Annotated in this window: 15 protein-coding genes and 1 other annotated feature; all 15 genes read right to left on the bottom strand. The window is 29.5% G+C overall.

All coding sequences use genetic code 11. From position 1 onward, the window contains the following. Positions 1–5: 5 nt before the first annotated feature. The gene (locus FQB35_RS06655; RefSeq protein ID WP_148809234.1) at positions 6–434 is read right to left on the bottom strand and encodes a SoxR reducing system RseC family protein; all 429 of its coding nucleotides are present in this window, start codon (positions 432–434) and stop codon (positions 6–8) included. 105 nt (positions 435–539) lie between these two features. Next, entirely contained in the window at positions 540–2,315 is a 1,776-nt protein-coding gene (gene aspS, locus FQB35_RS06650; RefSeq protein ID WP_148809233.1) for an aspartate--tRNA ligase, read from the bottom strand. A 23-nt stretch (positions 2,316–2,338) separates the two neighbouring features. Next, entirely contained in the window at positions 2,339–3,598 is a 1,260-nt protein-coding gene (hisS, locus tag FQB35_RS06645; protein WP_148809232.1) for a histidine--tRNA ligase, read from the bottom strand. Between the two features lie 58 nt (positions 3,599–3,656). Further along, positions 3,657–3,865 (bottom strand) — a binding site (T-box leader). Positions 3,866–3,967: 102 nt separating this feature from the next. After that, complete coding sequence (gene hemZ / locus FQB35_RS06640) at positions 3,968–5,458, bottom strand: coproporphyrinogen dehydrogenase HemZ (protein WP_148809231.1); 1,491 nt, start codon at positions 5,456–5,458, stop codon at positions 3,968–3,970. Positions 5,459–5,473: 15 nt separating this feature from the next. Continuing rightward, complete coding sequence (locus FQB35_RS06635) at positions 5,474–5,656, bottom strand: helix-turn-helix domain-containing protein (RefSeq protein WP_148809230.1); 183 nt, start codon at positions 5,654–5,656, stop codon at positions 5,474–5,476. A 68-nt stretch (positions 5,657–5,724) separates the two neighbouring features. Continuing rightward, positions 5,725–6,348 carry an MBL fold metallo-hydrolase gene (locus tag FQB35_RS06630; RefSeq protein ID WP_148809229.1) on the bottom strand — a complete coding sequence of 208 codons (624 nt, stop codon included), beginning with the start codon at positions 6,346–6,348 and terminating at the stop codon, positions 5,725–5,727. A gap of 12 nt (positions 6,349–6,360) precedes the next feature. Then, positions 6,361–6,810, bottom strand: coding sequence for a D-aminoacyl-tRNA deacylase (gene dtd, locus FQB35_RS06625; protein ID WP_148809228.1), 450 nt, complete (start codon positions 6,808–6,810; stop codon positions 6,361–6,363). A gap of 19 nt (positions 6,811–6,829) precedes the next feature. Continuing rightward, on the bottom strand, positions 6,830–8,998 hold the full coding sequence (locus tag FQB35_RS06620; RefSeq protein WP_148809227.1) for a RelA/SpoT family protein: 2,169 nt from the start codon (positions 8,996–8,998) through the stop codon (positions 6,830–6,832). Between the two features lie 234 nt (positions 8,999–9,232). After that, positions 9,233–9,748 (bottom strand): adenine phosphoribosyltransferase, encoded by a 516-nt coding sequence (locus tag FQB35_RS06615; protein WP_148809226.1) that lies wholly within the window; start codon positions 9,746–9,748, stop codon positions 9,233–9,235. Between the two features lie 265 nt (positions 9,749–10,013). Beyond that, positions 10,014–10,895, bottom strand: a complete 882-nt coding sequence (secF, locus tag FQB35_RS16160; RefSeq protein ID WP_168198268.1) for a protein translocase subunit SecF — start codon at positions 10,893–10,895, stop codon at positions 10,014–10,016. A gap of 16 nt (positions 10,896–10,911) precedes the next feature. Further along, the gene (gene secD, locus FQB35_RS16155; protein ID WP_168198267.1) at positions 10,912–12,174 is read right to left on the bottom strand and encodes a protein translocase subunit SecD; all 1,263 of its coding nucleotides are present in this window, start codon (positions 12,172–12,174) and stop codon (positions 10,912–10,914) included. Positions 12,175–12,258: 84 nt separating this feature from the next. Beyond that, on the bottom strand, positions 12,259–12,771 hold the full coding sequence (locus tag FQB35_RS06605) for a gamma carbonic anhydrase family protein (protein ID WP_148809225.1): 513 nt from the start codon (positions 12,769–12,771) through the stop codon (positions 12,259–12,261). 11 nt (positions 12,772–12,782) lie between these two features. Then, complete coding sequence (scfB, locus tag FQB35_RS06600; protein ID WP_148809224.1) at positions 12,783–14,132, bottom strand: thioether cross-link-forming SCIFF peptide maturase; 1,350 nt, start codon at positions 14,130–14,132, stop codon at positions 12,783–12,785. Positions 14,133–14,247: 115 nt separating this feature from the next. Next, on the bottom strand, positions 14,248–14,388 hold the full coding sequence (scfA, locus tag FQB35_RS06595) for a six-cysteine ranthipeptide SCIFF (protein WP_148809223.1): 141 nt from the start codon (positions 14,386–14,388) through the stop codon (positions 14,248–14,250). A gap of 66 nt (positions 14,389–14,454) precedes the next feature. Continuing rightward, positions 14,455–14,850 carry a TIGR04086 family membrane protein gene (locus tag FQB35_RS06590; RefSeq protein ID WP_148809222.1) on the bottom strand — a complete coding sequence of 132 codons (396 nt, stop codon included), beginning with the start codon at positions 14,848–14,850 and terminating at the stop codon, positions 14,455–14,457. Between the last annotated feature and the right edge of the window lie 17 nt (positions 14,851–14,867).

The following is a 14,867-nucleotide window of genomic DNA, read 5'->3' as shown; positions in this document are numbered from 1 at the left end:
TAGAGTTAATCTAAAATTTTTGATATTACAGGCATATATCTTTTATCCTTTTTAAAAGATCCTTCACGTGACTTAATAGCTAAATATGCTATAGCAGTTAAAACAAAGCCAAGGCATATTGCATAAATCTCCAAATTTACTGTAACCCCCATTTTCTTAAATAAATAACTACCTATACCAATACCTAAAATCATTGCGAATAATGGAATTACATAAACAATAAAAGCTGCTCCTAAAACATTCTGTGTTTCCATATTTACTTCAACTATATCTCCAACTTCTGCATTTATTTCATTAACAGCTATAATATTTAGATTCATATTTTCATCCCCATGCTGGCATGCTCCACATTCTCCACACGCAGCATGCTTTCGCATCAAAACTTTCGCTCTTTTACTATCTAAAATTTCAACTACTTTTCCTACTTGAATCATAAAATTCACCTCTTACATCCATTATAGCCTATTTTTCGTATACAATAAACAAATATTTCAAATAATGAAAGAAAGAGAGTGCCAAAATGCACTCTATACTTTTTTTTATTCAACAATTTGAATATGTAATTCTTCTAATTGTCTCTTGTCTACAGTTGACGGATCCTCTGTCATAGGTGAGGAAGCATTTTGTGTTTTTGGAAATGCAATTACTTCTCTAATGCTATCATTTCCTGTAAGTAGCATTACAAACCTATCTAATCCATACGCTATACCTCCATGTGGAGGTGTTCCATACTGAAAAGCTTCCAATAAAAATCCAAATTTTTCCCATGCCTCTTCTTGCGAAAAACCTAAAGCTTTAAACATTTTCTGCTGCAATTCACTATCATGGATTCTAATACTACCTCCACCAATTTCTATACCATTAAGAACAATATCATACGCTTTTGCTCTTACTTTATATGGTTCAGTTTCCAATAAATCAATATCTTCTTCCATTGGTGAAGTAAATGGATGATGTTTTGCAACATATCTTTTTTCTTCCTCATCATATTCAAACAATGGAAAATCTGTTATCCAAAGAAGTTTATATTCATTTTTATCTAAAATATCTAATTTTTTTGCTATCTCTACCCTTAAATGGCCCAATGCATCAAATACAACCTTTGGCTTATCTGCTACAAGTAGTATTAAATCTCCTTCCTTTGCTTGAAATCTTTCAATAATTTTTTTCATTTCTTCATCACTGAAAAATTTCGCTATTGGAGAATTTACACCTTCATTTGTAACTTTTATCCATGCTAAGCCTTTTGCTCCATAAGTCTTAACATATTCTTCTAATTTTGATATATTTTTTCTACTAAACGCATCAGCATATCCATTTATATTAATACCTCGAACATCTCCGCTATTTTCAACTGTAGCACTAAATACTTTGAATTCGCAGTTTTTTACAATATCGTTAATACACTTTAATTCAAATCCAAATCTAATATCTGGTTTATCTGAGCCATATCTTTCCATAGCTTCTTTATAAGACATCCTTTGCAACGGAAGCTCAATATCCACGTTTAGCATCTCTTTAAATATTTTTTGGATTAATTTTTCATTTAAGGATAATACATCATCAATATCCACAAATGACATTTCAATATCAATTTGCGTAAATTCTGGCTGTCTATCTGCTCTTAAATCTTCATCTCTAAAGCATTTTACAATTTGAAAATATCTATCCATACCAGATACCATCAATAACTGCTTAAACAATTGTGGTGATTGAGGAAGAGCATAAAATTTTCCTGGATTTACTCTACTTGGTACTAGATAATCTCTTGCTCCCTCAGGTGTAGGTTTTGTAAGCATCGGTGTTTCAATTTCAGCAAAACCATTCTCATCAAGAAAATCTCTGGTGATTTTTGCCATTTTGTGTCTGAACATTAAATTCTTTTGCATCTTAGGCTTTCTTAAATCAAGATACCTATACTTTAATCTCAGATTTTCTGAAACTTCGTCTTCATCTTCAATGTAAATAGGTGGTGTTTTTGCTTGTGAAAATATTTTTAACTCTTCAACAAATACTTCAATTTCTCCAGTTGGTAAATTTGGATTTATAGATTCTCTCTTTCTTACTTTTCCTCTAATCCCTATTACATATTCTCCTCTAATTTTTTCTGCCTTTATAAATGCCTCTTCTGAAACATCCTTATCAAATACAATTTGAGCAATACCAGATCTGTCTCTTAAGTCTGTAAATATTAGTCCTCCTAAGTCACGTCTTTTTTGAACCCAACCCATTAATACTACTTCATTACCTATATTGCTTGTTCTTAATGTACCACACATGTGTGTTCTCTTCATATTTCCTAAAGATTCTGCCATAATATTTCCTCCTATGTTTCTAATTATAGTCTACTTTTTAGTTCTGCTATTATGTTGCTAAGATTAATTTCTATTTGTTCACCTGATTTCATATTTTTTAGCGTTACTATGTCCTTATCTAATTCGTCATCCCCAATTACAATTGTATAGGATGCATCTAATTTATTTGCATATTTAAATTGAGCTTTCAAACTTCTTTCTAAATGATCTTTGTCTGCAGAAATTCCTTCTAATCTTAACTTATGTAGCAATTTTATTGCTTCTTTTGCACCTCTTTCTCCAATAGTTGCTATAAATATATCCAGCCCTTCTGGTTTTGGAATTTCTATTTGATTATTTTTTAATGTCAATAAAAGTCTCTCTATTCCCATTCCAAAACCTATTCCAGGTGTTTTAGGTCCACCTAATTCTTCTACTAATCCATCATATCTACCGCCTCCGCATACTGTTCCTTGTGCTCCTATTTCATTTGAAACAATCTCAAAGGCTGTTTTTGTATAATAATCAAGTCCTCTTACTATATTAGGATCTATAATGTACTCTATGTCCATAAGCGATAAGTTTTCCTTTAATTTTTCAAAATCTTCTTTACACTCATCACATATATAATCAATCATCAACGGTACATCCTTAAGTTGTTCTTTACAACTTTCTACCTTACAGTCAATAATGCGCATTGGATTTCGTTCATATCGATTATTACAAGTTTTACAAAGCTTTGGTAGCTTCTCTTTTAAGTATGTTTTTAATATTTGATTATACTTTGATCTACATTCAGTACATCCAATACTATTAATTCTAAGTTCCAAATTTGATATTCCAAGTTCTTTATAAAAAGCCATAGCTATACCGATTACTTCTGCATCAACAGAAGGATTTGTTGTTCCAAAAACTTCAACACCAAATTGATGAAATGCTCGCAATCTTCCTGCTTGTGGTCTTTCATACCTAAAGCATGGTGTTATGTAGTAAAGTTTTGTTGGTTGTGCATCTGCATATAGTTTATTTTCAATAAAAGATCTTACTACTGGAGCAGTTCCTTCAGGCTTTAATGTAATATTTCTTCCTCCATTATCTTCAAACGAATACATTTCCTTTTGAACAATATCAGTAGTTTCACCCACTCCACGCTTAAATAATTCTGTATGCTCAAAAATTGGTGTTCTTATTTCTCTATATCCAAATTTGTCACAAACGCTTCTAAATATTTTTTCTACATAATGCCATTTATATACCTCTGATGGTAAAACATCCTTTGTTCCTCTTGGTGCTTTAGTTAGCATAAACATACCTCCTTTTGTTATTATAAAAAATACAAAAAACTTCTCCATCCCTATTATTGACAGGGACGAGAAGTAATATATCCCGCGGTGCCACCCTAATTGAAAAACCTCTTTCTTTCGTTAACGCCGAAATACGTATTACCTTACTAAATTTTCAGATAATCTGCTCAAAGGTGTCTTCAATATAACCTTTATTATTGAGCTCTCACCAATTCTCAACTCGCTGAAAATAGTATTATATTTACTCTTCCTTATCATTGCATATACCATATATAATTGTCTATTATTATAAATAAGAACCTCTTATCTGTCAATATACTTTCGTTCGTAATACATTTTAATATTAAACCTTATTTCTAATAATTTTTTTCATATATAAATATTAACTATTTCCTTCTTTTTTCTATCCACCATTTCTTCTACTCTAGAAATATATTGTTCTAAATTTGTTACATTTGGTACTCTTTCTAATCGATTTTCTAATGGATAATATATTTTAGATACTGCACCTGCACCTAAGGCAATAATACTTTGTTTTTCTTCAATAATTTGAACATTATATATACAGACATGTCCTGGCTTAGCATATCCAATATTTTCAAGATTTCCAAGCATATATTTCTGTCTATACATATAATATGGTATAAGTCCCATCTTTTTTGCATATCTATCTGTAATCTCTAACATTTTCTTTACTTCATCTTCTTTCACTAAAGCATAATCCTTTATATACTCTCTTAGCTGTGAGGTTTTCTTTATTGCTAAAGTATGTATAGTAAGATTTTCTGGATTTAAACTTTGAATTTTTTTCATAGTTTCTTCTACCATTTTACAATTTTCACCAGGCAATCCTATAATAATATCCATGTTTATAGTATCAAAACCAATCTGTCTTGCTAATTCATAAGCACTAACAATATCTTCAGGTTCATGCGATCTTCCAATAATACTTAATGTTTTTTGATTCATTGTTTGAGGGTTAATGCTGATCCTATTTACACCATGTTTCTTTAAAACCATCAATTTTTTCTTTGTAATTGTATCTGGCCTACCTGCTTCAACAGTTATTTCTTTTACCCATCTTAAATCAATATATTCTTTAATTTTTTTTAACAAAATATCTAATTCTAAATCATTCAATGCAGTTGGAGTACCACCTCCAATATATAAAGTTTCTACATTTTTATTAAACTGTTTTAATATTTTTCCAGTTTCTTTTATTTCATAAATTAAAGCTTTTAGGTACTCTTCTATACGGTTTTTTCCTTTATCTAATGGATTAGATGGAAAAGAACAATATAAACATCTCGTTGGACAAAATGGAATACTAATATATATACTAACTGTATCTACATTATTTTTTGATATAATAGGCTTCTCTATTTGTACTATTTTCGTAACTAAATCTATCTTTTCTTCACTTATCCTATAATAGTCCTTCAATATTTTCTTAATCTGATTTATATCTAATTCCTGTTCCATTAACTCATAAGCAATTTTTGTTGGTCTTATACCAGTAAGAATTCCCCAAGGAGGCGAAGTATTATAAAAATCACTAAGTACGTCATAAATACAAAGCTTAATATTTCGCTTGATTAATTTGCGTATTTTCAATTCATTATCCGTTTCTATTTTACAATTTATACTTTTTTCTATAATCATTTTATTATTCTTAATAATTTTTGTACTAACTGAAAAATTATTATATTCTCTATTAAAACTGTTTACTAACAAAAAGCTTTGGTCATCTACCAAAGCTTCACTGTCAATAAATTTAATCTTTTCAGATCCAACAAAAACTTTTATTAATTCTCCAACTTCATATCTAAAATCATGTCCTTTTAATAAAATATTTATCATTTCTATCACCTTATATTAAAAATCCTTCTGCATTTCATTTTTTAACTTCTCAATATAACTCTTATGAACACCTAATTCTTCAGCTATTTCTTCATCACAAAGTCCTGCTTGAACCATATGAACAAAATCATGAAAATTAATTTCCGTTAATCTAGCAATATTTTTTCTCATTATATAATTCCCTATTTTTTTTTTCATAGAAAAACCTCCTGAAGAATTAAACTTTATGTTATTCTTAGCATAACTCTTCAGAGATATACATTTTATCACTTATTTATAAATGGATTATTCAATCTCTCTATTCCTATCGTTGACATAGGTCCATGTCCTGGCAATACTTTTATATTATCATCCATCACAAGTAATTTTCTCTTAATAGAATCAATTATTTTTTCAAACGAACCGCCTTCTAAATCTGTTCTTCCAATTGAATTTGCAAATAATGTATCCCCTGTAAACAAAATATTATCAACCTTTATACAAATACTTCCTCTAGTATGCCCTGGAGTATGGATAATTTGAAGTTTTAAATTCCCAAGTTCAATACTTTCTCCATCTTTGAGCAATCTATCAGCAACTATCTCCACATTTGGACCACTCATTAAATTTGACAAATTTTTATTTCCATCACTAAGCATATATCCATCATCTTCATGAACCAAAACAGGAATATCTATCTTTTCCTTTATCTTTGGTATTCCACCAATATGGTCTCCATGAGCATGAGTAAGTAAAATAAAAGCTAAATCCAAATCATTTTTTTTAATATAATTTAATATTTCTTCAGCATCTCCACCTGGATCAATAACACAAGCTTTTTTTGTATCTTTACAAGCTAAAACAAAACAATTAACAGCATAAATCCCAGCAGGAATTCTTTCTAGAATCATGCTTATCTCCTCCTAAAAAATTTTTTTACTATCAATTAGTATTGTAACTGGTCCATCATTACATAAATTTACTTCCATATGAGCTTGGAATACACCTGTTTCTACTTTTATTCCATATATTTTGCACTTTTGAACAAATTTTACATAAAGATCATTTGCCTTTTCTGGTTTAGCTGCATTCATAAAGTTAGGCCTTCTTCCTTTACGACAGTCCCCTAATAAAGTAAACTGTGAAACTACGAGCATTTCCCCACCTATATCTAAAAGAGAAAGATTCATCTTATCATTTTCATCTTCAAATATTCTTAAGTTTACAATTTTTTCAGCTAGATAATTCAGATCTTTTTCTCCATCTTCCTCTTCTACTCCTAATAATACTAAAAGACCTTTATTTATCTTACCAGTAATATTGTTATCTACACTAACACTTGCATTCTTCACTCTTTGTATAACTGCTCTCATCTCATACCTCCTTATTGAACTAAGACGTTACCCTATGCACATCCATGACTCCTTGCATTGATTTTATTTTGTTTATCAATTTGTCTAATTGTTGTACATTTGTAATTTCTATCGTCAAATTAACAATTGCAATTTTATCCTTAGTAGTTCTAGCATTCACTGCTGTTACCGTTAAATTTATATCAGATAAAACACTTGTAACTTCTGATAATAATCCTTTTCTATCAATAGATATAATTTGAATTTCAGTCTCATATGCTTTTTGTCTATCTTCATCCCATTCTACTTCTATAAACCTATCTATAGAATCAGTTTCTTTTAATATATTTACGCAATCTGACCTATGGATTGTAACTCCTCGCCCTCTTGTAATAAATCCTATAATTTCATCTCCTGGAACTGGTGTACAGCATTTTGCAAATCGCACAAGTATATTATCTATACCTTTTACTTTTACACCCTGTTTGTCTTTTCTTATTTGCTTTGGTTTATATTGTTTGTTCTTAGTAATTATTAGATTTTTATTTACTTTTTCATCTTTTTGTGACTCTTTATTCATTTGTTTTAGTTTTGGAATTACTTGATTTAATAAAATTCCGCCATAACCTATTGCTGCATATAAATCATCTATACTATTAAACCTTAATTTTTTTACTAAAATATTTAACCATTGAGGTTTAGCAAGTTCATGTACTTCAAATCCATTTCTTTTAATTTCTTTTTCAAGCATGTCTCTGCCTTTTTCAATATTTTCTTCTTTTCTTTCTTTTTTAAACCACTGACGTATCTTGTTTTTTGCTTGGGTACTTTTTACAAATTTTAGCCAATCTCTACTAGGACCATGACTATTTTTTGATGTTAAAATTTCTACAATATTACCATTCTTTAATTTATAATCTATCGGCACAATTCTTCCATCAACTTTTGCACCAATACAACTATTTCCAATTGCAGAGTGAATTTTATAAGCAAAATCAATCGGTGTTGATCCGGCTGGAAGATCAATTACATCTCCTTTAGGAGTAAAAACAAAAACCTCATTTGTAAACAAGTCAATTTTCAAGTTTTCCATAAATTCTTTAGGATCATTCATATCTCTTTGCCATTCTAGTAACTGTCTAAGCCATCTTAATTTGTCATCTAGGTCATCTTTCCCTGTTTTTCCTTCTTTGTACTTCCAATGAGCTGCGATTCCATACTCTGCTATTCTATGCATGTCCCATGTTCTAATTTGAATTTCTAAAGGTTCTCCATGAGGTCCAATCACAGTAGTATGAAGAGATTGATACATATTTGGCTTTGGCATTGCAATATAATCTTTAAATCTTCCTGGAATCGGTTTCCACATAGTATGAACAGTTCCTAATACACCATAACAATCCTTTACAGTATCAACAATAATCCTCACAGCTGTTAAATCAAAAATTTCTTCAAAAGACTTATGTCTATATACCATTTTTCTATAAATGCTGTAAAAATGTTTCGATCTACCATTAATTTCGCCTTTTATATGCACATTTTCTAGTGCCAATCTTAACTCTTTAATAACCTGATTAATGTACTCTTCCCTTTCGCGTCTTTTTTTTGCTACCTTATCTACTAAATCATAGTACCCTTCCGGATCCATATAGCGTAAGGATAGATCTTCTAATTCCCATTTTATTTTAGATATTCCTAGTCTATGAGCTATTGGTGCATAAATTTCAAGAGTTTCTTCTGCTTTTTCTTTTTTCTTCTCTTCATTCATATATTTTAATGTTCTCATATTATGCAGTCGATCTGCTAGTTTTATAATTATAACCCTAATATCCCTTGCCATTGCAAGAAACATTTTTCTAAGACTTTCCGCCTGTCTTTCTTCTTTTGTTTCATAAGAAAATCTCCCAAGCTTTGTTACTCCTTCTACTAATATAGCCACTTCTTCACCAAATTCATTTTTGATTTCATCATAACTATATTTTGTATCTTCAATAACATCATGAAGTAATCCAGCAGCAATCGTTGCATCATCCATTTCAAGTTCTACTAATATTTTTGCAACTTCAACAGGATGAACAAAATATTTCTCACCAGATTTTCTTACTTGTCCTTCATGAGCAGCCTCAGCAAAATTATACGCTTTGATAATAAAACTTAAGTCACTATTTGGATTGTATTGCTGAATTTGTGCTAATAGCTTTTCTAACATATCATCACCCTATTTAGTACTTCATAACAGTTAAATTATATACATCCTTAAAATATTAAATACATTATATAACAAATAAATTAAAAAGCCTAGTATATAATACATCCATTTGTCAAAAATCAATAAATATTTGACAACTCTTCTAGACAAAATTGTCATAACTATTTTCTTAAACAATACAAAAGATTTTATGTATATGCATGTATAGTAAATAAGTGGCTGGATATCCAACCACTATTCATACTTAATAAGAGATTTTACATCATACCCTTTCAACAATTCTCTACCGTTTAAATAAGTTAATTCAATAAGACATAATATTCCTACAACTTCTCCACCTAATTGCTCTATTAATTTTACTGTAGAAAGTAGTGTTCCACCAGTAGCAAGCAAATCATCTGTAATAATCACCTTTTGCCCAGGCTTTATGGCATCTTTATGCATTTCTAAAGCATCACTACCATACTCTAATTCATATTCATATTTTATGGTTTCTGAAGGCAATTTCCCAGGTTTTCTAACAGGTACAAAACCTTTTTTAGTAGCATATGCTAAAGGTGTTCCAATAATAAATCCTCTAGATTCTGGCCCTACAATTAAATCAAATTCTTTATTTCCTATTTCTTCTGCCAACTTATCAATCGTATATCGAAAAGCCTCACCATCTTTTAAAAGAGTTGTAATATCCTTAAAACGGATTCCTTTCTCTGGAAAATCAGGTATTATTCTTATTTTATCTTTTAAATTCATCAAGATTCCTCCCTTAATTCATTAATGAATATAACTTATGTATTATCAAAAAACCGTGCTTATTTCATACAATTTTGGCATACACTTTATTATATGACATATTATAGCCCTATTCAATAGTATTAAAAACAAAACACTTTAATATCACATAGATATTTTTTAACTATAGATAACAAACTTCAATACGAAATATAAAAAGAACAACATTATCTATAAGAAATGGTGACAACTTTTATATTGTCACCATTTCCAAATCAATAATTTATTAACTAGCATTATATCTGCCTTTCCTAACTTCCCAATTTTTCCATGAAGTCCATATAGGACTAGCAATAAAAATAGAAGAATATGTTCCTGTTATAGTTCCTGCTATTAAAGGTAATGCAAATTCTTTTATAGATTCTACTCCCAAGATGTATAGTGCAGTAATTGTTATTAGTGTTGTTAAAGAAGTATTAATAGATCTTGTTAATGTTTGATTAACACTAGCATCTACAATATCATCATAATTTTTCTTCTTCATAAACTTAATATTTTCTCTTATCCTATCAAAAACAACAATAGTATCATTTATTGAGTATCCTACAATTGTTAACATAGCAGCTATAAATGAGCTATTTATTGGTATTCTAAATATAGCATAAATAGCAAGTACTACAAAAATGTCATGTAATAATGTTATAATAGCTGATACACCAAATTTAAACTCAAATCTAAATGTAATATATATAAGCATCCCTAAAGCAGCAATAGCAATTGATAATAATGCTTTTTTTTGTATCTCTTTTCCAATAGATGGACCAAATTGCTCTGCTTGTCTTAAATCTTCATCTTTTAGATTATATTTTTCTTTAAAAACTTTAAATATTTCTTGTCTTTGATTATTATTTAAATCTTTTTTCGTTTTTATTATAATTTCATGTTTTTCTTCTCCTACATGAAGAATATCTGCTTTCAAATCAAATTTTGATATAATATTTCGTATCTCATCAACTGATACTCTTTTTCCTAAATTAATCTGCATCATTGTTCCACCAGTAAAATCTATTCCTAAATTAAAGCCTTGAATCATTCCCATTATTAATCCAACAACAATAATGGCAATAGAAAGACTAAACCATAATTTCTTTCTTTCAATAACCTTCATATATGACACTTCCTTTCTATGCCCCATATAATTTTGTATTGTTAAAAACGTTCATATTCATAAATATTTTTAATAAGGTTTTTGTTATTATAACAGCAGTAAACATACTTGCTGCTACACCTATCATTAATGTCACAGCAAACCCCTTTATAGGTCCTGATCCAAATTGATAAAGAACAACACCTGCTATTAATGTTGTCACATTTGAATCAAGTATTGTTGTCAACGCTTTAGAAAAGCCAGAATTTACAGATGCTCTAAGAGATTTTCCATTTCGTATTTCTTCTTTTATTCTTTCAAAAATAATTACATTTGCATCTACCGCCATACCTATAGATAGAATCATACCTGCAACTCCTGGTAAAGTAAGCACAGCGCCAAAACCTATTAATATCCATAAGACAATAAGAATATAAATAATTAGTGCAATACTAGCAATAAAACCTGGTACTCTATAATAAATAAGCATAAAAATAAATACTAGAGCAATCCCTATTGCTGCAGCTTTTATACTTTTGTTTAGTGAGTCCATACCAAGAGTAGGACCAATTACAGAAGTTTGAACTTCTATTAAATTAACTGGCAAAGCTCCTCCTCTAATTAATGCTGCTAGCTGCGAAGCCTCTTCTAATGTGAAGTTTCCTTGAATAACAGCTCGTCCATTAGGAATTTCATTATTAACAGCTGGAGCAGAAATAATCTCATCATCTAAAACAATTGCTATAATTCTTTCTGATGATCCTTTTGGTTTAGAAGCAGCTTCTCTAGTTGCTATTTGAAATTTTTTTGCTCCCTCACTATTAAACTCTAATGAAACAGAAGGAATATTTCCTCTATTTTTTTCAAATACTACTTTAGCATCTTTTACTTGATCACCTGTTAATATTACCTCACCTTTATAATTCATAAATTGCAATTGTGCAGTTTTTCCTACAGCATCAATTGCTTCTTGTGCATTCTTTACACCTGGTAACTCTATTCTTATCCTTTTATCTCCTTCTCTCATGACATTAGGCTCTGCTAGTCCCATAGCATTTACTCTTCTTTCAATAACTTCTTTTGTTTGATTCATAATCTTGTCCAGTTCTTCTCCAGTAGCATCTGTTTGTGCTTCTAAAACTACAAACACGCCACCTTTTAAATCTAATCCAAGCTTTAACATTTGTTTGATTGGTCTTATTTTAAAATTGCCTATTTCAAAACCATTGATCCCTGCAATAGCTCCTGTTGCAACAATGGCAATAATTAATAATAAGACAATTGCATTTTTTATCTTCATAACTCCTTTGTCCTCCTTTATCTACTCATAGAATTATTATATACCTAGTGCAAAATACGGTCAATTATATCCTTATTTATTTTTCTATTTTTTACTATTTTTATGTTCATTAGCTAATTCTACATAATGTATAGCCGAATCCTTTAGCTTTATTCTATCTTCTTCTGTTAATTCTCTTACTACCTTTGCAGGAGAACCCATAACTAATACATTAGATGGAATTTTTTTGCCTGGTGGTACAATAGATCCTGCTGCAATAATTACATTATCTCCTATTTCAGCACCGTTTAGTAAAATTGCACCCATTCCAACAAGAACATAATTACCCACTGTACATGCATGAACAATTGCACCATGTCCTACAGTTACATAATCTCCAATAATTGTTGGATAATCTTTTGCAATATGAATAGTACAATTATCCTGTATATTCGTACATTCTCCAATAATCACATGATTTTCATCACCTCTAATAACCGCTCCATACCATATATTTGCATTTTTTTTTATCCTTACTTGCCCAATAATAGTAGCGTTATTAGATACATAACAACTATTATCAATCTCTGGTATTTTTCCTTGATACTCTATAATCATATTTTTTCCTCCTATTTTAACAATTTTGCTTGAATTACTAAAGAACACTCGATTCTTTTTTTCTCCATTTCACAACCTAATTCATAAGGTTTATAAATATCCTCATTAAAATTATAAGCATTAGCATGACACCCGCCACTACAATAAAATTTTGCCCAACAATTATTACATTTTTCTTTATTATATACATGGGCATTTCCAAAATCTACTTGAAGATGTTTATTTAATTTGCCCTCCATTATATTTCCCATACAAAAATCATCGTTTCCTACAAATTGATGGCAAGGATAAATATCTCCTTCTGGTGTAATTGCTAAATACTCAGCTCCTGCTCCACATCCAGATAATCTTTTTATCACACATGGTCCTTGTGTTAAATCTAACATAAAATGAAAAAATTCAAAACCTCTTCCTTCTTCTTTTCTTTTCACAAATTCCTTAGCAAGTATTTCATATTGTTTATAAATTGTCTGTAGATCTTCTTCTCTTATTGCATAATCATTATTAGCCTCTGCAACTACTGGTTCTACAGAAGTATTTTTAAATCCTAAATCTGCTAAATGTAATACGTCTGAAGCAAAATCTAAATTTTCTCTTGTAAAAGTTCCTCTAACAAAATAACTTTTCCCATTTCTCATTTTTGCCATCTTTAAAAACTTAGGTACAATAATATCATAGGTTCCTTGACCAGAAATAGTATATCTCATATTATCATTTACTTCTTTTCTTCCATCTATACTCAGTACTACATTATCCATATTTTCATTAATATATTGCATTTTTTCATCATCTAACAATACTCCATTTGTAGTAATTGTAAACCTAAATCTTTTTCCAGTTTCTTCTTCTCTTTTTCGTCCATATTCAACTAGTTTTTTCACAACCTCAAAATTCATCAGTGGCTCTCCTCCAAAGAAATCCACTTCAAGATTTCTTCTTTTCCCAGAATTCTCTATAAGGAAATCTAATGCTTTTTTTCCTACTTCTTCGCTCATAAGAGTTCTTTGCCCTTTAAAATCTCCTTGAGAAGCAAAACAATATTTACATCTAATATTACAATCATGTGCTATGTGTAAACATAATGCTTTTACAACAGGCTTTCTATTAATAAATGCAGGATGATTTACATAAGTATCCTCAGTATACAATAATCCTTCACTTTCTAGAGTTTTAATTTCATCTATTGCTTCAATCAATTGCTTTTTTGTATATTTATCAGATAATTTTTCAATAATTTCATCTGTTGTTTTTTCTTTATAATAGTCTAATATTTCATATACTATTTCATCTATTACATGCACAGCTCCACTATTAACATCTAACACAATTCTTATATCATCTTGTTTAAATTTATGTATCATTTTTAGTCCTCCTTTAAATTATTAATATTTTCATTATAAATCCATTGCAACATATTTATAAAAATACATTTAAAAAACAGTAATATTTCAACATATTACTGTTTTTTAATATGTATTATTTATTTTCACATTCTTGATTAGCAACTGTACAAGAAGTCTTACATGCTGATTGACATGAAGTTTGACACTCTCCACATCCACCTTTAGCAGCACTTTCTTTTAATGTCGCTTTTGTTAATGTCTTTATATATTTCATACTACTTCCTCCTCTAAAATAGTTTCTAATAAATTATAACATAAAGGGGGTTATTGTCAAAGTCATTTATTTTAAATTTACACCTATCATACCTCCAATTCCACCTGCTACAATACCAATTAAACTTTTGAGTAAAACATTTGTTCCTATTGTAAAATCTTTGATAAATACCCAACTCATGATAATGATTAAAAATGCATATATAAAACCTGCTAATGAACCTTTTAGCCATCCTTTTCTTTTTTGTTTTACACCTGTATATAGTCCACATATTAAACAACTTATAATCATAACAATAGATGAAGCCATTGGGATGATCGATTCAGAAACATTTGTATAAGTAATAACCAAAGCCATAAAAACAAATACCAATATTACAAAAATACATGCTACAAGTATTGCTTTTAAATATATCCATATAATCCCTTCATTATTAAACTCTATATTTCTGTTAGATTTCATTCTTTCACCTCCACAGA

Source organism: Crassaminicella thermophila, assembly GCF_008152325.1.
In the GTDB taxonomy this organism is placed as follows: Bacteria; Bacillota; Clostridia; order Peptostreptococcales; family Thermotaleaceae; genus Crassaminicella_A; species Crassaminicella_A thermophila.
Note: the sequence above shows the minus strand (reverse complement) of the source record. Positions and strands in the feature narration are given on the sequence as shown.